At 39.4% G+C, this 21071-nt stretch carries 26 protein-coding genes and 1 pseudogene; 26 read left to right on the forward strand and 1 reads right to left on the reverse strand.

Annotated elements, in window-relative coordinates:
• The first annotated feature begins 103 nt into the window (after nt 1-103).
• From terS to H541_RS13790, 4 genes and pseudogenes are all read left to right on the forward strand, one after another.
• On the forward strand, nt 104-895 hold the full coding sequence (gene terS, locus H541_RS11330; RefSeq protein WP_022795760.1) for a phage terminase small subunit: 792 nt from the start codon (nt 104-106) through the stop codon (nt 893-895).
• Nucleotides 871-2151 (forward strand): PBSX family phage terminase large subunit, encoded by a 1281-nt coding sequence (locus H541_RS0102440; protein WP_022795761.1) that lies wholly within the window; start codon nt 871-873, stop codon nt 2149-2151. Before terS ends, H541_RS0102440 begins: the two co-directional genes overlap by 25 nt.
• On the forward strand, nt 2142-3593 hold the full coding sequence (locus tag H541_RS0102445; RefSeq protein WP_022795762.1) for a phage portal protein: 1452 nt from the start codon (nt 2142-2144) through the stop codon (nt 3591-3593). Before H541_RS0102440 ends, H541_RS0102445 begins: the two co-directional genes overlap by 10 nt.
• A 349-nt stretch (nt 3594-3942) precedes the next feature.
• Nucleotides 3943-4470, forward strand: a pseudogene (locus tag H541_RS13790) (minor capsid protein); the annotation flags it as partial.
• Between the two features lie 72 nt (nt 4471-4542).
• Here the strand turns inward: H541_RS13790 and H541_RS13795 are convergent.
• On the reverse strand, nt 4543-5376 hold the full coding sequence (locus H541_RS13795) for a helix-turn-helix domain-containing protein (protein WP_420805188.1): 834 nt from the start codon (nt 5374-5376) through the stop codon (nt 4543-4545).
• A 494-nt stretch (nt 5377-5870) separates the two neighbouring features.
• On the opposite strand from H541_RS13795, the gene H541_RS0102455 reads away from it, so the two are divergent.
• From H541_RS0102455 to H541_RS0102560, 22 genes are all read left to right on the forward strand, one after another.
• Nucleotides 5871-6080, forward strand: a complete 210-nt coding sequence (locus H541_RS0102455) for a hypothetical protein (RefSeq protein ID WP_022795764.1) — start codon at nt 5871-5873, stop codon at nt 6078-6080.
• A gap of 58 nt (nt 6081-6138) precedes the next feature.
• On the forward strand, nt 6139-6375 hold the full coding sequence (locus H541_RS0102460; protein ID WP_022795765.1) for a hypothetical protein: 237 nt from the start codon (nt 6139-6141) through the stop codon (nt 6373-6375).
• A 112-nt stretch (nt 6376-6487) separates the two neighbouring features.
• Nucleotides 6488-7072 carry a phage scaffolding protein gene (locus H541_RS0102465; protein WP_022795766.1) on the forward strand — a complete coding sequence of 195 codons (585 nt, stop codon included), beginning with the start codon at nt 6488-6490 and terminating at the stop codon, nt 7070-7072.
• A 9-nt stretch (nt 7073-7081) separates the two neighbouring features.
• Nucleotides 7082-8083, forward strand: a complete 1002-nt coding sequence (locus H541_RS0102470; RefSeq protein WP_022795767.1) for a major capsid protein — start codon at nt 7082-7084, stop codon at nt 8081-8083.
• A gap of 12 nt (nt 8084-8095) precedes the next feature.
• Complete coding sequence (locus tag H541_RS0102475) at nt 8096-8476, forward strand: head-tail connector protein (RefSeq protein ID WP_022795768.1); 381 nt, start codon at nt 8096-8098, stop codon at nt 8474-8476.
• A gap of 5 nt (nt 8477-8481) precedes the next feature.
• Nucleotides 8482-8841, forward strand: a complete 360-nt coding sequence (locus tag H541_RS0102480; protein ID WP_156831860.1) for a hypothetical protein — start codon at nt 8482-8484, stop codon at nt 8839-8841.
• Nucleotides 8838-9338 (forward strand): HK97 gp10 family phage protein, encoded by a 501-nt coding sequence (locus H541_RS12705; RefSeq protein WP_022795770.1) that lies wholly within the window; start codon nt 8838-8840, stop codon nt 9336-9338. Before H541_RS0102480 ends, H541_RS12705 begins: the two co-directional genes overlap by 4 nt.
• Nucleotides 9338-9790 carry a phage tail terminator family protein gene (locus H541_RS12710; protein WP_022795771.1) on the forward strand — a complete coding sequence of 151 codons (453 nt, stop codon included), beginning with the start codon at nt 9338-9340 and terminating at the stop codon, nt 9788-9790. Before H541_RS12705 ends, H541_RS12710 begins: the two co-directional genes overlap by 1 nt.
• Complete coding sequence (locus H541_RS0102495) at nt 9768-9983, forward strand: hypothetical protein (RefSeq protein ID WP_022795772.1); 216 nt, start codon at nt 9768-9770, stop codon at nt 9981-9983. The genes H541_RS12710 and H541_RS0102495 overlap by 23 nt, the downstream gene beginning before the upstream one ends.
• A complete protein-coding gene (locus tag H541_RS0102500) occupies nt 9983-11284 on the forward strand; it encodes a phage tail sheath family protein (RefSeq protein ID WP_022795773.1) in 1302 nt (433 codons plus the stop codon). Before H541_RS0102495 ends, H541_RS0102500 begins: the two co-directional genes overlap by 1 nt.
• Before the next feature lie 14 nt (nt 11285-11298).
• Entirely contained in the window at nt 11299-11763 is a 465-nt protein-coding gene (locus H541_RS0102505; protein WP_022795774.1) for a phage tail tube protein, read from the forward strand.
• Nucleotides 11764-11788: 25 nt separating this feature from the next.
• A complete protein-coding gene (locus H541_RS0102510) occupies nt 11789-12199 on the forward strand; it encodes a phage tail assembly chaperone (protein WP_022795775.1) in 411 nt (136 codons plus the stop codon).
• A gap of 293 nt (nt 12200-12492) precedes the next feature.
• Nucleotides 12493-15816: a phage tail tape measure protein gene (locus tag H541_RS12715; RefSeq protein WP_084684500.1), complete on the forward strand. Its 3324-nt coding sequence runs from the start codon at nt 12493-12495 to the stop codon at nt 15814-15816.
• A gap of 10 nt (nt 15817-15826) precedes the next feature.
• A complete protein-coding gene (locus tag H541_RS0102520) occupies nt 15827-16507 on the forward strand; it encodes a hypothetical protein (protein ID WP_022795777.1) in 681 nt (226 codons plus the stop codon).
• Nucleotides 16504-17475, forward strand: coding sequence for an XkdQ/YqbQ family protein (locus H541_RS0102525; protein WP_022795778.1), 972 nt, complete (start codon nt 16504-16506; stop codon nt 17473-17475). Before H541_RS0102520 ends, H541_RS0102525 begins: the two co-directional genes overlap by 4 nt.
• Nucleotides 17475-17849, forward strand: a complete 375-nt coding sequence (locus tag H541_RS0102530; RefSeq protein ID WP_022795779.1) for a DUF2577 family protein — start codon at nt 17475-17477, stop codon at nt 17847-17849. Before H541_RS0102525 ends, H541_RS0102530 begins: the two co-directional genes overlap by 1 nt.
• Before the next feature lie 4 nt (nt 17850-17853).
• Nucleotides 17854-18273, forward strand: coding sequence for a DUF2634 domain-containing protein (locus tag H541_RS0102535; protein ID WP_022795780.1), 420 nt, complete (start codon nt 17854-17856; stop codon nt 18271-18273).
• Nucleotides 18270-19403, forward strand: a complete 1134-nt coding sequence (locus tag H541_RS11350) for a baseplate J/gp47 family protein (protein WP_022795781.1) — start codon at nt 18270-18272, stop codon at nt 19401-19403. The genes H541_RS0102535 and H541_RS11350 overlap by 4 nt, the downstream gene beginning before the upstream one ends.
• 4 nt (nt 19404-19407) lie before the next feature.
• Nucleotides 19408-19992: a putative phage tail protein gene (locus H541_RS0102545; RefSeq protein ID WP_022795782.1), complete on the forward strand. Its 585-nt coding sequence runs from the start codon at nt 19408-19410 to the stop codon at nt 19990-19992.
• Nucleotides 19989-20264 carry a hypothetical protein gene (locus H541_RS0102550; protein ID WP_022795783.1) on the forward strand — a complete coding sequence of 92 codons (276 nt, stop codon included), beginning with the start codon at nt 19989-19991 and terminating at the stop codon, nt 20262-20264. Before H541_RS0102545 ends, H541_RS0102550 begins: the two co-directional genes overlap by 4 nt.
• Nucleotide 20265: 1 nt before the next feature.
• Nucleotides 20266-20751, forward strand: coding sequence for a hypothetical protein (locus tag H541_RS11355; RefSeq protein ID WP_022795784.1), 486 nt, complete (start codon nt 20266-20268; stop codon nt 20749-20751).
• A gap of 1 nt (nt 20752) precedes the next feature.
• Nucleotides 20753-21071, forward strand: a 319-nt coding sequence (locus H541_RS0102560) for a hypothetical protein (RefSeq protein ID WP_026501557.1), incomplete at its 3' end; no start/stop codon positions are given.

Genomic DNA, 21071 nt, shown 5'->3' on the forward strand with positions numbered 1-21071 from the left:
ATTTCTTCTTCATGATTGATGACTTAGCTTACTCGTAAGAGTAGGCTTTTTATTATGCAAGCAACTACAAAACAAACACGATTGGCGAGGTGGTGGAAGTGTCTTGATAGATTGGAATAAGATTCGCAAAGAATTTGAGGAAACTGATATAACTGCAAAGGCTTTAGCGGATAAATACGGTATCAAGCCATCAACGCTACGAAGTCGAAAGAATCGTGAGGGTTGGAAACGCAACGCAACACGTGGCGCAACAGATAACGATAACGTTGCAACACAACGCAACGCGACAGATAAGCCAGGTGGACAGCGTAATAATCAGAATGCTAAAGGCAATTCAGGAGGAAACGCACCACCGAATAATAAAAACGCAGTGAGTCACGGACTGTTTGCCAAATGGTTACCACAAGAAACGCAGAACATTATGTTAGAGCTGTTTACTAGTGATCCTGCTGATATTATTTGGAACAACATCATGATTCAGTATACGGCTATTATACGTTCACAGAGCATTATGAATGTGCGAGATGAATTTGACAATACATCAAACATTACTCGTGTTGACATTAATCCGATGTTGGTTGATCCAAAAACTAATGAACCTGCCAAAACTTCTGAACAAAGAGAGTGGCACATGGCGCTTGATAAGCAAGCTACTTTCTTGCAGGCTCAATCAAGAGCGATGGGAACATTGATGAATTTGATTAAGCAATTCGTTTCTTTAGCTGACGAGAAAGATGAAAGACGTTTGAAACTTGAAACAATGAAATCGAAAATCAAGATACTTGAAGCGAAAGCTCATGAAGATGATGTCGAAGATGACGATCAAGACGATGGTTTCTTAAGCGCTCTTGAAAGTGAGGGCGGTGAACTATGGCCAGACGAACAAAACGAGTAGTGTTTAAGTTTAAGCCTTTCAGCAGAAAACAAAAGCAGGTACTAACCTGGTGGACATACAAAAGCGCTGTTAATGGCAAAGATGGCATTATCGCAGATGGAGCTATAAGAAGTGGTAAAACGCTTTGCATGAGCCTTTCATACGTTATATGGGCGATGACAACTTTTAGAAATCAGAACTTGGGTATGGCTGGTAAAACGATTGGTTCTTTTAGGCGAAACGTTTTATTTTGGCTTAAGTTAATGCTTTGGTCACGAGGATATAAAGTTAAAGATCATCGTGCTGATAACATGGTTGAAATCACTAAGAATGGTATTATCAATTACTTTTACATTTTTGGCGGTAAAGATGAGCGGAGTCAAGATCTGATTCAAGGTATTACGCTAGCTGGTATGTTCTTTGATGAAGTAGCCTTGATGCCAGAATCATTTGTGAATCAAGCAACTGGACGTTGTTCAGTTGAAGGCAGTAAGTTTTGGTTCAACTGTAACCCAGATGGCCCATATCACTGGTTCAAAGTGAATTGGATAGATAAAGCTATTGAAAAGAATTTAATTTATCTTCACTTTACGATGGATGATAATTTGAGTTTGTCAGAAGCCATCAAAGAGCGATATCGTAAGATGTACTCAGGTGTGTTCTACAAGCGTTATATCTTAGGTTTGTGGACAGTTGCAGAAGGTATCATCTATGACATGTTCGATAGTGCTAAGCACGTATACGATAGCGTTATAAACTTTTTAACGAATGAAATATATATCAGTATTGACTACGGTACGCAAAATGCGACCGTTTTTTTATTGTGGCAGAAAGATAAAAATGGCATTTGGTACTGCGTTAAAGAGTTCTATTATTCTGGACGTGATAATAAGAAGCAAAAGACTGATAAAGAGTTTGCAGATGAGCTAGATAACTTCACTAAAGGTATCAAAGTCAAAAAAATTATCGTTGATCCATCTGCAGCATCGTTCATTGCAGTATTAAAGCAAAGAGGTTATAGCATTCGTAAGGCAAACAATGATGTTCTTGACGGAATTCGTTTTGTTGGCACGTTATTGAACGAAGGCAAGATTAAGTTTAACGCTTCATGTGTCAACACACTAAAAGAGTTTAGCGGATATATTTGGGATAAAAAGGCAACAGATCGTGGCGAAGACAAGCCAGTGAAAGTAGAAGATCATGCGATGGACGCAGTCAGATACTTCTGTTACACGATCATCAGAAAACCAGTAGGAGGTGTATCTGTTTGGAAATAGAAGCTATCAAGAAATTAATACAGCGGTCATTCATTAACGTTTCAAAGCGTAATAGTGACATGAATATCGCAGATTTGTATTATCGCAACGAGAATGACATTCTGAGAAATAAGCGTGTTGGTGATAAGAATGCAGATGACAAAGATAAAGAGACTAATCCACTTAGAAATGCCGATAATAGAATAAGTCATAACTGGCACCAGCTATTAGTGGACCAAAAAGCGGCGTATGGTTTTACCTATCCACCACAGTTTGATGTGGACCTAGCAAATGGCAAAGATAACAATGAAACAGAGCAGTTAAACCAAGAAATTGTCACAATCTTAGGCGACAAGTATCCTAATATCGCTAAGAACCTGTGTAAGAAGGCTTCAAATTTTGGCATCTCGTGGCTTCACGTTTGGATAGATGAAGAAACCAAAGCATTTAAATATGCAATTGTTGATTCGAGACAAATTGTGCCAGTTTGGGATAAATCGTTAGAACAAAACTTGAAAGGTATCTTTAGAACGTATGAAGATATTGACGATGACGGCAATGTGTTCAATGTGACAGAATATTGGAACGACACAGAATGTTCCGTTTATCGTACAGAAAAGTATGTCGCAGATGATTTAGATAGCTTAGAAGAGTACAACACCATTCCACTTTACTTTGCTAATACGCAAGTGGAAACTAATAGATTTAACCATTCTTTTCCTGGACGGATACCGTTCATACCATTTCCAAATAACGAACTAAAGACAGGCGATTTAAAGAAAACAAAGGCTTTGATTGATGTTTATGATCGTGTGTTTAGTGGTTTTGTTAATGATGTAGATGATGTGCAAGAAATCATATTTGTATTAACTAACTATGGTGGCGAAGATAAGCAGAAGTTCATCAACGACTTGAAGCAATATAAGACCATCAAAGTTGATAGTAATGGTGAGGACAAGAGCGGCGTTGATACGCTAGCAATTGACATTCCAATTGAAGCACGAAACAAGATACTTGATATCACGCATAATCAAATCTTTGTGAGCGGGCAAGGTGTTGATCCACAGAAAGAGTTAGGTAATAACAATTCTGGTGAGGCGTTGAAGTATTTGTATTCATTGTTGGAACTCAAAGCAGGCGATATTGAAACAGAATTTAGATTAGGTTTTGCGAAACTTATTGAATTTATTCTCGTATACCTCAATAAAGAAAGCCTGATTGGAAAGGTCCAAATCAAGCAAACGTGGACCAGATCATCAATCAACAACGATAAAGAACAAGCTGAAATAGTCGCAAGCCTTGCTTCTGTTACGAGTCGTGAAAACATCGCTAAAGCTAATCCAATCGTTGACAACTGGGAAGATGAAATCGATCTGTTGGATAAAGAAGATGACGATGCAGGTCGTATGAAGAACGACTACAAAGCCGAAGAGGTTGTTGATCTAGATGGCGAAGAAGAATGAACTAAGCAAGGATAAACTCAACTACTTCCAAAAGCGATTCTTACGCATTCAGAAGCATAACATAGAGCGCACTGATAATTACATCAAAGGTTTTGAAAAACGTCAGAAAGAGCTTTCTGATAGCTTAAACAAAGAGTTAGACATCTTTATTAAGCGTTATGCTGATGAAGATAAAATCTCAATGAAAGAAGCTAGCAAGCTCATCTCAAAACAACAACGTAGTGAGCTGAAGATGTCGCTTGAAGAGTTTAGGCAAAAAGCACTTGAAGGTGGCCATGATGTAGAACTCAACAAGATCTATTACACCACTCGCGTAACGCGTCTGGATGCCTTGCAAGCACAGTTAAACATGCTGACAGCTGAATCATCATTCAACGAAACAGATGAGCTAGCGCAGCATTTAAAAGACACTTACAAAGACACCTACTTGCGTAATATCTATGAATTGACAGATAGAGGTAATGTTACTTTAACGTTTAGTACATTTAGCGAAGCTAGACTGCAAAAAGTTTTATCTAAAGACTGGCTAGGCAGTGATTTTAGTAAGCGGATTTGGAAGAATCAAACGCAATTACTACCGCAACAACTTGAAAAAGTTATGGCACAAGCTACTGTAACAGGTTGGTCAATAGATAGGACAGTTAAAGAGTTCAAGAGATATACTGATAACGTTGCAACTAACCGCATGTACACGCTGATTAATACCGAATCAGCTCACATTGCAGATGAAGCAGCACAAGAAGCCTATCGGCGAACTGGTATAGAGAAGTATGATTGGATGGCGACATTCGAAATACACACGTGTCCTATCTGCGCTGACTTGGACGGACAATCTTTTAGAGTAGATGATCCATTAGCGCCAAGACCACCGTCACCACATCCAAATTGTGTGTTACCAAACAATATAGTCATAGCTCCTGATGCAGAAGCCATGACTAGAAGTTTTTATTCAGGTGATGTAATTGAGATTGCTACTTCCCAAACCGATGGGATTAGCGTCACTCCCAATCACATAATGCTTACATCTAGAGGTTGGGTCAGAGCGAAGGATATTATTAAGGGCGACAAGATAATCAACTATTCTAGATGGAAGGAATTCACGTCCAGATTTATCGCCAGTCCAACAAACGACGATAGTAAACCCACTGTCGAAAATCTTTTTACTGCGCTTCTCAAATCTGGATTTGTGTCTCCCAGTTCCATGCCAGCCACCTCCGTAGACTTCAAGGGCGATGTTATCGAAAACAGCAATATCGATATTATAAATATCAATAGCTTTTTGAGGGACAAATGGGATTCCTCGTTTGCTCAGCTCATCGGAAATGAGAATCTCGTCTCGACTTCTGAAAAGAGCTCTTTTTTGAACAGTGTTAGCTTTTTTAAGAAGTGTTTGGCGGGATTTGGGCTTGCCTCTGATGGCATCATGAGCGGCGCTCGAATTGCGGATATTCTCTTGCTTGGTTCTCTTAGCCATCATGATTTGATTAGCAAGCGTTTGCCCTCTCATTACAACGCTAGATTGTTCAAGGCGACGTTTGATAACTGTCCTAGAAACGCCAAACTTTTTAGCCAAAGCGTTAACGCTCATGCCGGATTCGTAAAGAGAAATGATCTTTCTAACTGGAATAGACTTTTTAGCATTAGGATTTCTAATACTAATTCCATTTTCTTTAATAATTTTAGTGATTGGTTTTCTAGAAACGTTAAAGACATTCGCGATCTGTGTGATAGATTGACCGGAATTGTATCTTGTGATGATGTCGTTGATATCAAGGTTTTTCATTATAGTGGTCACGTTTATGACATCTCCTCTCAATCAACATTATACACCATAAATGGTTATATTAGTAGTAATTGTCGTTGCACCACCGTACCACATCTTGATGGACTGGAAATAACAGAACGTTGGGCGCGTGATCCAGAGACTGGAAAAGGTGCATTGGTTGATAGCAAGACATTTGATGAGTGGAAGAAAAAGCAACATAATATAGCTAATGATGCTATAATTGGTATGAAAACTAGTGATGGAATTACCATAAGCAGAACGAGTCAGCATTTGGTGCAAAGAACTGTAGAGAGAAGCATCAAGCCGAATGAGATAAAAGAGGCGTTAACGAATCCAATTTACATTAGACCCGATAAAGTTCAAGACAGTGGAATATCAAGAAAATATGTTGGTAGAAGTGTTTCAGTAGCTGTAAATCCGGAAAATGGAACAATAATAACAGCTCATAAAACTGGCAGTCGTACAGTTCGTAAATATACTAAGGAGGAATGATGCGAATGATTTTAAGCAATGTATTAAAAAAAGAAGAAATTGAATATATTTCTAAGTTTGTATCAGTCAAAACTAAGTATAACGACGATGATTACGATAAACTGATAGAGGATTTAGAAGATGCCATGATGTCTTTTGCAATTGATGATGAAATCAAAGGCGAGGGATTGAAAATCGAAAAAGTAATTGATAAATTATCCGAAGAATAGCACCCAGTCATGAAAATTGATTGAGTGCTATTTTTGTACACAAAATTAGGAGGTAAATATGGACCAAGAACCAGTTGATTTCCAGGAAACAAAGCAAAAAAAAGAACGCGGTATGACCGTTAAAGACATTTTATCAAACAAGTTAAAACAATATAGTGATATTGAAACAGTTGTAGTAGTCTCGAAACACAAAGATGGTGTGATAGAAACAGCTTTTAGTTGGGAAGGTAGCACAGAAGCATTAGGAATGCTGACAATAGCTCAGGCAGACATTGTCGATTACATGAAGGATTAAGTCATCCAGTCGATGGCTTTTTATTTTGCACAATTTTAGACCTGCTCGGATGTCTCAAAAAGACGGCTCATAGTGGGAGTTGCCACTCTAAAAACACTTAGGAGGAACTGAAATGAAAAAAGAAGATTTATTGGCTTTAGGTATTGATGAGGAAGTTGCTAAGAAGGTAATGGCTTTACACGGTGCAGACCAAACGAAATTTAATACTAGATTAGCAACGGTTGAAGCAGAGCGTGATAACTATAAGCAAACAGCTGATGGTAATTCAGAAGCATTGAAAGCAGCTCAAGCTAAAGCGGTTAAGTATGACGAGTTGAAACCTAAGTATGATCAAATCAACTCAGACTATGACAAGCTCAAAACGTCCGGACAAGCGGCAATTGATGCAGAAGTTGCTAAGGTTAAGCGTCAGTCAGCTATTGACTCACTCGTTACTAGCTACAATCCAAAGAACAAGAAATCAGTCATGGCACTGATTGATGTGGAAGTCGTCAAATTAGAAGACGGCAAACTCACAGGACTTAAAGAACAATTGGACGGATTAGTTAAGTCAGACGCCTATTTGTTTGGTTCAAAATCTAGCTATAGTCCTGCAGGTGGTCAATCACCTAATACGGATTTAGACCTAGACAAAGCTATCAAAGAAGGTAATTTGACTGAATATCTCAAACAAAAAAAGGAAAAAGAAAAGGAGTAGTAAAACATTATGGCAGATAATATTACAAAATTAATCGATGTCGTTACACCAGAAATTTACAACCAATACATGAACAACTTTACTGCAGAAAAATCTGCATTTATTCAATCAGGTGTTGCGGTAGCAGACGAACGCGTTTCTAAAAACATCACAGCAGGTGGACTGTTAGTCCATATGCCTTTTTGGAATGATCTAACAGGTGATGACGAAGTTTTAGGCGATGGTGATAAAGCCTTAACAACTGGAAAAATAACATCTAGCTTAGATCAAGCCGCTGTTTTATATCGCGGACGTGGTTGGGCTGTTAATGAACTGGCTGGCGTTATTGCTGGAGATAAGCCGATGGATGCTTTAATGGCTAAATTAGGAGCATACAGACTTCGCAGAGAACAACAAGCTCTTATTGCGGTCTTAAATGGTCTTTTTGCAGAAAAAGGTGCTGCAGAAGATGCGATTGCTGGTCCTTTAAACGCTACACACTTGAATAGCAAGAAAACTTCAAGCATTAATGCTGAATTGATACTTGATACAAAACAATTGTTAGGAGATGCCTCTGAACAACTTAGCGTGATTGTAATGCATTCAGCTATCAAAACATCATTGCAAAAACAAAACTTGATTGAAAACATTCCGAACTCGCGTGGGGAAATTGTTTTTCAAGCGTTCATGGGATATCGCATTGTGGTTGATGACGGCGTACCAACATTTGGCACAGGAGCAAGCACCTCTTATCAAACATACTTGTTGCGCGGTGGTTCGTTTGGCCGTAATAGTGGTAATCCGTCACAATTAACGACGTTTGAAACTGATCGTGATTCTGCTAAAGGTAACGACAGAATCTTTACTCGTTGGGCATTAACCATGCATCCGTACGGCGTTAAATGGAATGATAGCACTCGTGAAGATGGCAATATCACACCAACAAATGTTGATTTGGCTAATCCTGCAAACTGGACTAAAGTTTATGAAGATAAGCAAATCGGTATCGTTTCTCTAATTTCTAAAGCGTAAGGAGTGGTTTAAATGGCAGCAATTGATGAAGTTAAAAATGTAGTGATTGAAAAAATTAAAGAATTGCGTGGTATCGAAGACGCTACGCAAGATACTTTGCTAGATTTCAGTGCTATATCTGCTATTAATGCCATTCTCAACTACTGTCATTTAGAAGAAGATGAGTTTCCTTATCGGTTGATTGAAGTAGCTGTCAATATGTCGCTGGATTTACTAAATGAAGGTGGCCTATTAGCTGATTCAAGCACTGGCGATGATGTGAAGTCGATTAAAGAAGGCGATATGCAGATTACTCGTGCAACAGCTATTGAGAAGATAACTGCACGCAAAGCTAATCCTGCTTTTATTCGACTTTACAGTAATCAACTAAACTCTTTTAGAAAGTTAGCGTGATGTGTATGTGTGAGTGGGCAAAAGAAGAGTTTGAAAAGCTCTATGATTCTAAACTTTCAATCATCGAAAAAGTCGAAAAGAAAGTTAATGGCATTACTAAATTTGTTGATTCTGTAGTTGCCTCAGATGTGCCATGTCGCATTTCTACTAAGTCCGCGATTAATCAAGTTAGCCAATCAGAAAATGCCAAGCAGACGTTTGTGTTAGCTTTATATGTCTCACCTAATATTGTTATTAAAGCAGGTAGTAAACTTGAAGTAACTAATGTTCATGGCGAAACAGTTGAGTATAGGCGGACTGGTGAAGGTATTGGAAGCTACAACACTCATAAGGCTTATCCAATCGAAAGAGCGGTGACAGCATGAGTAAATCGGCTACGTTTGATTTTAGTGAGTTTGAAGCATTTGCTAAGAACTTTCACAAGCAAGCTTATGAGGCTAACGCTAAAGAGTTCTTAATTGGTGCTTTAGAGCTGATTGGCGATAATACTCTTAGAGTGGTTAAGTCTAAAACGCCAGAGGGCCACTATGGTACTACTATTTTTAGGGCTGTAGGTGAACGCAATAACAAGAAACTAATAGTATTTGAAGGTGATTCCCAAGGTAAAACAGGAGGGAATTTGCGTAGAAGCTGGGAAGTTACAGAAGTTAAATATAGTGGCAAGACATTTTTCATACAGGTTATCAATCCTGAAGATTACGCTTCTTTCGTTGAAGATGGTCATCGTGGACTTGGCAAGAAAACCAAATGGGTTGAAGGAGAACATATGCTAGAGCTAACACTAGAAAAAATTGAGAATCAGATACCGAGACTTGTCAAAAAAGACTATATCAAGTACTTAAAGAAATTTGGTGTTGAGTAGTGATTAATCTGACAGAATCAATTGCAACAAAACTCATTCAATTATTTGGAGAAGACATAAACATTTATACAGATAATGTGGAGCAAGGCTTTAAAGAGCCTTGTTTTTATATTTATGAAGGTGAAACCGAAACTGCAGATGAATTGATGGGTTATCAAAAACTGACAAGGCATTTTTATTTGGTATTCTTTCCGAATGAAAAAAGTGAAGCAGAGTTTCGAGATCAATGCGCGCCGATTCAATACAAATTTTTAACGGAATTCGATGCAATTGAAATTGGACGGTTCACATCTGGTTGTTTAAACCGTAAGGCAAAATACAACGATGTTGAACGCGTGGCGCAACTACAGTTTGATTTAAAATATCGTCTTGCTGTAGATGAATCTGGCATCTCTATGGACGTTTTAGAGCAAGGAGGAGGAATTATAAGTGACAGTAAGAAAGAGCGTTAAAACAGAACCTAAAGTGGTTGAACCGACCGCAGTAAGTGAGCCTGTTAGATTTGGCATTGATGATCTTTGCAAATCAGATGAGTTCACACGAAATGAGAAAGATTTTTTAAAAGCAATTGTGGTAGACAAGCAATATACGGTTGCAGAAGCTAAGAAACTATTGAGTCAAACATTGAAAGGGGCAGTTAAATAATGGCAGGTGGAAATTTTACATCTCAAAATAAAGTAAGACCAGGCGCATATGTCAACATTCGTGCTAATGGTGGTACAGGAACAGCAGAAGGACTTAGCGGAGTCGTTGCGCTACCGCTAGCAATTTCTTATGGTCCTAAAGAAATTAAAGAAGTCACTGCAGTATCTAATCTAGACGATTATGCAAGTGATTTAGGTCAAGCAGAGTTATTGGTGCTGAAAGAAACGCTAAAACGTGCTTCTAAGGTGCTTTTAGGTCGTGTTGGCAGTGGTGCTAAAGCTAGTGCATCGAGTGATGCATTAACGGTTAATGCATTGTACGAAGGCGCTGGCGGTAACAAAATCAGTGTTGTCGTTAAAGCTGATCCTAACGATGATACTGTTTTTCATGTCTTAACTTACTTGAACGGTATTGAAAAGGATACACAATCAGTCAAAGACATCAAAGATTTAGTTGCTAACAAGCTTGTATCTTTTGCTGGAGAAGGTAAGCCTGCAGTTGCTACTTTAACATTGGAAAACGGTACTTCTACTGATCCAATCGCAGCAGATTATTTGGATTTCTTTGCAAAAGCACAATTATTCGACTTTAACACATTAGCTCTACCAGTTTCAGACGAAACCGTTAAGTTAGCAGGTGTAAACTTTATCAAACGTTTGAGAGATGAAGAAGGTCGTAAGTGTCAAATCGTTGTAGCAGGTTATGCAGCGGATAGTGAAGCAGTCATCAATGTTAAAAATGGCGTTATTTTGGCAGATGGCTCTATTGTCGATGCAGTCAAAGCGACTGGTTGGGTAGCGGGAGCAACAGCAGCTGCAGGAGTTGCGCAATCGCTAACTTACTCAGCTTATGATGGCGCGATTGATGTTAGTCCTCGCTATGTCGATTCTGATATTGTCGCAGCGCTAAGAGCAGGCGAATTTGTATTCACTGAAAAGCGTGGTACTGCAGTTGTTGAGCAAGATATTAACAGCTTAGTAACTTATGGTTCTGAAAAATCGAAAGCATTTTCTAAGAATCGTGTCATTCGTGTGCTTGATGACATCGCAAACAACACCAAAAAGACTTTCGAAGATTTTTACATTGGTAAGGTCAACAATAATGTTGATGGTCGTGAACTATTCAAAGCTGATCGCATTGCATACTTTGGCGCTCTACAAGATCAAGGCGCTATTGAAGCGTTTGATCCAGAAGAGTTAAATATCGAAGCTGGTATCGAAAAAGATGCAGTCGTAATGAACGTCGCAGTTCAACCAGTCGATGCAATGGAAAAACTTTATGCGACTGTAGTCGTGAGATAAGGGGGAAATAAAACATGGCATTTTTAAACGCAAATGACACGATTAACGGTAAAGAAGGTACTGCTTTCGCAACGATTGACGGTAGAAACATTGAATTGTTCTACTTGAAATCAATTGAAGCAAGCATTGAGTTGAACAAATCAGAAGTACCATCTTTAGGCAGACGCATGGTACAAAACAAGGTAACCGGTGCTAGTGGTAGTGGCTCGATCACTATTTACAACATCACATCAGAGTTTGCACAAATCGCAGTTGATTATGTGAAAACTGGTCGCATTCCTAAAATTCAAATTAAGACGACTAATGAGGATCCTAATTCTACAATCGGACGTGCTTCTGTTCTTCTAAAAGGTGTTATACCTGATGAAATTCAAGTCGCACAACTAGATGTTGATAGTGATTCATTAGAACAAGATATCGACTTCACGTTTGATGATTTAGACATCTTAGAAAAATTCAAAGCACCTACTGCAGGTTAGTTAATAGAAAAGGAGATATTCATTCATGGCAAACATTGAATCATTTTTAAAAGGCAAAGTTAGAGAACCAGAAGAACGCAAGGAAATCAAAGTGAGCAATCGCTTTGATGAACCTTTTGTAGTTAAACCTATTTCAGAAAAAGAAAACGCGGTTCTACGTAAATCATGCACATCAACACGCATCGCAAAAGGGGGCAATAGAGTAACTGATACAGATACTGAAAAGTATGTGGCCAAGCTGATGACATCATGCGTCGTTGAGCCTGATTTACAAAATTCAGAATTGCAAACCTCTTGGGGGACGCCTGGTAGTGCTATTGAAACACTGAAAGCAATGCTCTTGCCTGGTGAATATGCTGAACTTGGTAATCAAATTCAAGAGTTCTTAGGCTTTGATGTTGACATCAATGAGGTAAAAGAAGAAGCAAAAAACTAATTAAAGACGGTGAAAGCGGTGAATTCATTTATGCAGAACATGCGTATCATGAACACGGCATTTTGCCGTCTTTTTTTGCTAGTTTGCCAATTCGAGAAAAAGCTTTAATTATGGCTTTTATTGATGACAAGGTCGAGCGAGAAAAGAAAGAAGCCCAAAGAGCTAAAAGTAAGTCAAAACGGAAATGAGGTGAAACATAATTGGCAACTTTAGAAACAAGTTTAAGTTTGAACGATAACTTTTCAAGCAAGTTGAGCAAGATTGATTCAGCCATCAATAATACTATTTTTAGCATGCAGAATTTTGCTTCGTCTGCAGATACTAATTTAAGCTTCAAAGGTGTGGCGGACAACATTGCAAACGCTACTGACGGAATGGCGAATAGTATCATCAATGGCGTTAAGAAAGGTGTGGCAGTTGGATCTGTGGCGCTCTTAGGACTTGGCGCAGCTGTTTACAACGTGGCAGGTAATTTTGACGAGCAGATGGCACGTGTTAACTCTATATCTGATGAAGTCGGTGTTTCTTTCGCCGAGTTGCGTGAGCAAGCCATTGATTTAGGTGCCAAAACAGCTTTTAGCGCTACAGAAGCTGCAGGCGGTATGGAGGCTATGGCATCTGCAGGTTTTAACACTCAACAAATTTATGACTCAATGAGCGGTGTTCTAGATTTAGCAGCTGTATCTGGTGGAGATGTGGCAATGGCGGCAGAGAACGCAGGGGCAGCCTTAAACGGTTTTGGACTCGAAGCCAGTCAAGCAGGTCATGTTGCAGATGTGTTTGCGATGTCCGCGGCTAAAACTAATGCCGAAGTCGGCGATATGGGTGAAGCTATGAAATATGTTGCGCCACAAGCTAGTGCGATGGGTATTAGCTTAGAAGAAACGGCAGCTGCGATTGGTATCATGTCAGATAATGGTATCAAAGGATCTCAAGCCGGTACTACCTTGCGCGGTGCATTGTCAAGGTTGGCAAAACCTACAAAAGCAATGGATGATACTATGAATGCTTTAGGTATTTCTTTCTACGACTCACAGGGCAACATGAAGTCGCTGAAGGACCAGGTAGGTATGCTACAGGGTGCGTTTAAGAATTTGACACCAGAGCAACAACAAAATGCTTTAGTAACCTTGTACGGACAAGAATCGCTATCAGGAATGTTGTCACTGATTAAAGAAGGACCTGACGCGCTAGGTGAAATGACGAGTGCCTTAGAGAACTCAAATGGTGCGGCCGATGAGATGGCTAGCAACATGCAGAATAATATCAAATCTAAGGTTGAACAGTTCTTTGGATCTTTGGAATCAGTAGCAATCAGAATTGGCGATGAGATATTTCCAGTTGTAGGAAGCGCAATTGAAGATTTTACATCTTTAATTGACAATGCGTTTACTGCTGATAACATCAGCTCATTTGTAGATAATGCATCGAGGTATTTAAATGTCTTGAAAGACGGTTTTAACGAAGTCAAAGGTCCAGTTAGTGATGCGATTGGCGCAGTTATGGATAGCATGAATGAACTTAATGGCGCTTTTGGTAGTGATAAGAGTGTCGACAGTTTTTCTGACTTCGTAAGTGGCATTACTGATGCAATTAAAGGCTTAGCAGGTTTCATTGAAGACCATAGTGATACGATTGCGAAAGTTATCAGCATATTACCACAAGTTGCGATGGGTGTAGTTGCAGTTAACAAAGGGGCTAAAATGGCCAGTGCTTTATCGACGTTTGCGAGTGGTCTAATGGGCGTTGCTAAATGGACCACTGGCATGGCACTTAAATTAATCGGTATTGCGACAGGAAATACAGCAATAGGAGCAACAGCACCAGCAGCCGCGGGTGGCACTACAGCAATGGGTAAGGCCGCAGGAGCATCTGTAGGGCAAATGTTAGCACTTGGTGCAGCAGTTCTTATGATAGGTGGAGGTATTTTACTCGCTGCTGCTGGTTTTTGGATATTAGCACAAGCAGCTATAAACCTAGCGGGAGCTGGTTGGGGAGCTGTTGCAGTATTTTTCGGAATGATTATAGCGATTGGAGCATTAATTGCTGTTGTTTCAACGTTCGGTGTTGGTTTAACAGCTGGTGCTGTCGGAATGCTCGCGTTTGGTGCTATGGCTCTTATGGTTGGAATTGCTTTAGCTATTGCGACACCTGCAATAAAAGTAATGCCGCCACTTGTTATTGCTATTGGAATAGCATTTGCGACAACAGCCATAGCAGTTGGAGTTGCTATCGCCATCATAATTGGAGCTTTTGCAGGGCTTGTTACAGCAATTGCAGATGGAGTTACTCAAATAGTTACAGCAATCGGAGATGCTATTGTTGGAGTAATGGAACAAGGCACCAATATGATTGAGCAAGTTGGGTCGTCGATAGACCAAGTCATAACGTCTGTGGCTGATGGTATAACTTCGATTACTGATAGTGTTTCGACTGGTATAACCAATGTTATAGATAGCGTAGGAAACGCAATTAGTGGTGTTCTCGATTCAGTAGCTGGCGTTTTTGATAGCATAGGTAACTCGGCTTTAAATGCTGGTACAGGTATGCAAAAGATGGCTGATGCGATTAGTCAAATAGTTAGTTTGAATGTATTTGATCTTGGTACGTCATTAGCAGCAGTTGGTAAAGGATTAGGAGATATTGCGCGAAACGGTGATCAAGTTGCTGAAGTTGGCGCTTCAATGCAACAACTATCATCATCAATATTGATTATTGCTTCTTCTGCAACAAGTCTCACAGCTGTGGGTGTATCAATTCAAACAATGGCTTCTTCAATGTCAAGTGTCGAAGGAAGCATGACTGCTTTTGCATCAACATCATCAACTATGTCTACGGCTGTTATAGCAGCTTATACATTAATGGCTACAAACATATCAACGGTTAGTATAACGATGGTTGCTTCAGTACTTAAAATGGCAACAGGAACAAGTACAAATATGCAACAAATGGCAATAGCTGCAACAAAAGGGATGGCTTTATTTACTGCCGCTATATTAATGGGCATGAATCAAGCAACTTCCGCTGTTCAATCAGGAAATCTAAGAATTATTGCTTCAATGCAACAATTACCATCTAGGATGCAAATGATTGGCGTCTATACCATGCAAGGTTTAGCTAACGGTATCCAAGCAGGATCCGGCGCGGCGATTGCGGCGGCTCAAAGTGTCGCAAGTAGAGTGAGTGCCACTATTCAAAAAGCACTAGATGTTCATTCACCGTCTAAGTTGACAACTTGGATGGGGGAAATGCTTCCAGAAGGTTTGAAAGTCGGTATTGTTGATAATACTAAATCAGCTATCAATGCAGCTAGAAACATGGCTAATGCGGTTAGTAGTACGATGAGCAATTTAACGGTTGGACTAAATCCGTTTGCTGATATTGGTTCAGATTCGTTTGCAGCTAGTGCTGATTTGAATGAAAGTGTTCATTTAGATGACACTGCTATCAGTGATTTAAAGGCTTCATCATCTCAAAAAGTAGTGATTGAGAACAAGAAAGTTGTGCCACAAGTTTCAATTATCGTTGATAACAAGAATGGTGATATCGATGAAGATGCGTTACTTGCGAAGTTTGAGAACGCCATTGAAGAAATGATTGATGCAGATTTGAGTTAGGAGGTGCAAAATGAAGTTTTATTTGCAGATTGATGGTAAGAGGTATCTCTTGCCAGTCAATCCATCAGAGATAGAGATTGATAAATCAAGTAACAACTCAAGTAATGAGGTAGTAGCGCTTGGCGAAATTACGCAAATTGGACCAGAAAGTTTGAAAGAAGTTTCAATTGAGTCATTCTTTCCAAAGTCTAAAACAAGTAACTTAGTAGCTTATCCAAATGAATTTGTCGCTCAAGATAAGTTTGTTGATTTGCTGGATAAGGCTCAAAGTGCCGGAAAGCTTGTTAGGCTAACGATTACGACAACGAAGGTAAATATGTTAGCAACTATTGAAAACTTCAAATACAGCTATAATGACGCTTCCGGAGACATCTATTACTCCATAGAATTAAAACAATATCGTGAGTATGGTGCTAAGTACATGACTACCGTCAAAAAGAAAGTATCGGAAGCAAAGAAAGTAGCGAAAAGGCCGAAACCTCAAACTAAAAAAATAACAAAAGGATGCAAAGTGATTTGTAATGGTCGTTTGCATCGTGACAGTTATGGCAGTGGTCCAGGATTAGTTGAGAAAAACGCTACAAGGATAGTAAACTTTATTGCTCCTGGCCGTAAGTTTCCTTACCATGTCACACTTTTAAATGGTGGTTGGCGTGGCTGGGTCGATGAAAAGAGCGTGAAGCGTATATGAAGCTTCAAGTTTATGAAATCAGTAGCAGAAATCGGCAAAAGTACGACATTTCAAGCATCGTTAGTGATCCAAAATGGACCACAGGACTTGATAGTCAAGCTGGCACATTTGAGTTTGGTATTGAAGAAGATAAGGCTGTGTTTTTGCGTGATGGCGACATTATCGAAGTTCTTTGTGATGGCAAAAAATCGTTCAGAGGAAAGGTGTTTGACCGCAAGAAAAGCAAGTCTAAGATATGGCAAATTAAAACTTATGATAGTTTGCGTTATTTGCAGAACAAAGACACAATCGTTTTTGATGCTAACCGCTTGTCTGACCGCTTTAACAAGATATGTCAACTTCAAGGATTACCGCATAAAGTCTTAGATCAAAACAGCTACAACTGTGCTGATAAAGTTGAGGATAACGAAAGCTACTTCTCAATGCTTGAATCAGCAATGCAGGAGGTTAGAGACAATAATAACGCACGCTTTGCTATTCGTGATAATTTCGGCACGCTAGAACTGTTTAACTTGAACAGAGGCGTTACTAAGCTCATTTTAGGCGACAAGTCACTGATATCAGATTATGACTATCAAGCAAGCATAGATGGATCATATAACGCTGTTAAAGTCATTAAAGAAGATAGTAAAACAAAACAACGTCAAGTCTTTACAGCCACAAATAAAGGCTTAATAGACCGTTGGGGCAAGTTACAGATGGTTGAAAAAGTGACAGATTCAGATGTCAACAATGCTCAATTAAAACAAAAAGCAAATGATTTACTGAAAGCTAATGCAAAAGAAGTTAGAACACTCACATTGAAAGCGGTGGGTGTTTTTCCTTTACAAGCAGGTAATAGCGTGACGTTGAAAATTGAGGCTTTGCAGCGTGAAGGCATCGCTAACGGCAGTTTAGCGTTGATTAAAAAGTGCGTTCATAACTTGAGTAAAGATCACACGATGGACTTAGAAGTTGAGGTGCTGTAATGGCAGGCGAAAAATTAGCGAAAAGGCTGAAAGATTTGGATAACAACATCGGTAGATCAAGCGATTTGGTATTTGGTGTCGTGATATCTACATCACCTTTAAAAATAAAAGTTGATAATCGTTTTGAAGTTGGTGGGAGCCATTTAATTCTATCTAGAATGGTTAAACAGCTTAATGTAAACGTCTCTGTAGATGTTTTTGTTGGGGTGAATGTGTCTGTTAGTGTTGACGGCAAAAATGGCACTGGGAATGGTTCTGGTGATGGTGGCGGTTCAGGTAGCGGCTTAGTTTGGCGTGGCTTGCAAGTGGGCGATAAAGTAGCAATGTTAAAAGTCCAAAAAGGGCAAGTTTACTATGTTCTAGAAAGGGTGTGACGAGATGGCAGAAGAGTTAGACGAAGGCTTATTGCTAGAAGATGCGATCGAAGATGAAGAAATCATTGATGAGCCAACTAAGACTTATCGTGTCTTTAATAATCGGATAGCTGGCAATACAAATGACCTTGAAGCAGTTGCACAGGCGATTGATAAGATTCTGAATACAGAGCGTTTTGCTTATCCAATCTATTCTGATAATTACGGTATTGAGTTCGAAACGCTAATTGGTCAAGATTACGATTTAGTTAATGCGGAAATTGAACGAATTGTGACAGAAGCGCTCAGTGCAGATGAGCGAGTGATTGACATTGCGGACTTAAAACTCGAAAAGATTGCGGACCAAAAAGACAGTGCAACACTATTATTCACAGTTAACACTGTCTATGGTCAATTGAATTATGAAGGGGTGATAGAAGTATGAGTTTGGGCGATTACTTAAAAGAATTCACGTTTGATGAATTACTTGATCAAGCGTTAGAGCGTGTGCCTGAAGACATCGATAAACGTGAAGGGAGCATTATCTATGATGCGTTAGCACCTGCATGCTATCAATTAAGCTTGATGTATATGGGTCTTTACAACATGCTACAAGACACTTTCGCAACGTCGGCTATTGGTGAATACCTTGACTTAAAAGTAGCAGAGCAAGGGTTAGAAAGGTTACAAGCAACAACTGCAACAAAGGTAGCAGAGTTTAGAGATGCAGAAGGGAACTTGATGGACGTGCCACTTGCTAGTCGCTTTTCTACTGTTGGACAAGATGAGCAATTTTATAAAGTTATTGAAAAGCAAAGCGATGGCACATTCATTCTTGAATCGGAAACGGTCGGAGCGTCAGCCAATCGCTATGTTGGTACATTGTTGCCAGTCGACAACATCAACGATTTAGGTACTGCGACAATGTCAGGGGTTTATATCTCTGGTCGTGATCAAGAATCTGATGATGAGTTGCGTGAAAGATACTTCCAAGCTGTCACAGAAAAGCCATTTGCTGGCAACTTTGCAGCTTATCAAGAAGAGTCTTTGAAAATCAAAGGAGTCGGAGAAGTACAAATCTATCCAGCCTTTGACGGTGGCGGAACAGTCGGACTGCAGATAGTTGATGATGATGGCTTGCCTGCATCAGAAGATTTACAAACGCAAGTCAAAAACTATTTTGATCCAGAAGACAATGAGGCGGAAGGCGCTGGAATATCGCCTATTGGTCATCGTGTAACTGTGGCTACTCCAGAAGCGACACCATTAGATATTTCAATTGATGTGACTTATTCAGCAGGTGTGGATCACACAGCAGTTGAAGTAGAAGTCAGAAAGGCAATCGACGGTTATATACGCGCTATCAGAGACGAATGGGGCGCACATGATGAGCTTTATAACTACACGACATATATTTATACCGCAAAACTTTTAGTGGCTGTACTGCAAACAAATGGCGTTAACAACGCTTCTAACGTCCTAATAAATGGTGCTTCGAATGATATTGTGTGGCATCAATCCATGACAGATAACAAAGTGCCGACAGTTGGCAACGTTACAATTCAAGGAGCGTGATGAGATGGTCGAATCTTTAAAGATTTACATGCCAAGCTACTACCTTGAAAATGTCGAAATGAACAAGTTATTGGAGTCGGAAGATGGTTTGTTTAGCACACTCGAAAGTAATGTTGATAGGACATTTAAGAACGGTTTCGTTCTTCAGATGGATAGTGATGCGATTGCTGCGATGGAAAATATGCTCGAAATAAAAGCTAATAGTGGCGAGTCACTTAATTTTAGACGTGAGCGTGTTATTAATCGTCTAAACAATAAGCCACCATTCAACTTAGCTTTTTTGAAAAACAAGCTCAATAGTATTTATGGCAAGGATAAATATACGCTCGTAATTGACTATCAAAATCAAGTCATAACACTAGAAAGCTCAACGGAAAATGCGCAGTGGTTTAAAGAAGGACATATCACTATTCTTTCAATTAAACCGGCAAGCTTGCAGTATATCCACATACCTTTGTATCGCTCAAGTATAACGGTTACAGAGTCCGCGACAATAGCACAAATGGTCTATGCACGTGCAGGCTCTATGCGTGTTGGACTTACACCATTTGCACAAAGAACGGCAGAAAGGGCGGTTGAATTACTATGATTACTGATTTAGCAAAGAATAACATTGCTAATTGTTATAACGATGAAGTCAAAAAAGTACGAGTTAATGGCAATATTGTCATTGACGCGTTTGTAATTAAAGCAGTTGACAATGATACATTAACGATTGAGTTCGATGTACCAAACACGGTCATATCTATTACGAAGCTTGAAACTTTAGATGCTGATAACAACATTTTAGGCACATCAAATTTATATGTAACCATTTCTAATGACACACGCTTCAAATATCAATTAAAGGTAGGTAATTAAGATGGCAAAAAAACAATGGCAAACAGGAGATATTGTCGAAGCAGAAGACTTAAATCGTCTAGAAACTGCCACACAACCAGTTACTACCACTAGTGATGGTATCTTGTTAAAGACAGATAAAACAAAGCTAGATGGCATTGAGAGTGGCGCTCAAAAGAACCCAGAAACGGTCACTCAAACTAAAAATGGCCTGATGTCGGCAACAGATAAAGTCAAGTTTGATGGCATTGAAACAGGCGCACAAAAGAACCCATCAAAAGCTAATCAAGCAGAGGCGGAAGCTGGTACAGATGATAGCAAATACATGACTGCGATTAGAGTGAAGCAATCTATCACGAAGAACGCACCAACGCTTGCAATGACGGTCGTAAATCATGGATCGACTGCCTCGACTGCAAGGCCCGCAGGAGCTGTCGCAGTTTACTGGATAGGAACGGTTGAGCCAACAAATGCCACTGATAACGATTTGTGGATTGGGGGCTTATAAGATGGGGCTAAAAGTTAAAGAAAATGGTAAGTGGGTGTCAATTGGTAAAGTCAAATATACGATTGCAAAAGATAGCGATTTTAGTGGACCGGCTAATTCCGAAAGTACTAGATATATCGGAGAATCAACAAATATTGTAATGCCAAAAGGATTAGGAGGAACTGATTTTACAATATACAGCTCTCTTTTCAGAAATAAAACTTTTGAAAAGTTATCAGTTATTAGTATAAACAGCATTACTAGTATGCTTGCCATGTTTAGTGGCTGTTCAAGTTTAATTGAAATAGATCTATCAGCTTTTGACACATCCCAAGTGACTA

Origin of the sequence: Bavariicoccus seileri WCC 4188, from assembly GCF_000421665.1 — a bacterium.
Classification (GTDB): domain Bacteria; phylum Bacillota; class Bacilli; order Lactobacillales; family Aerococcaceae; genus Bavariicoccus; species Bavariicoccus seileri.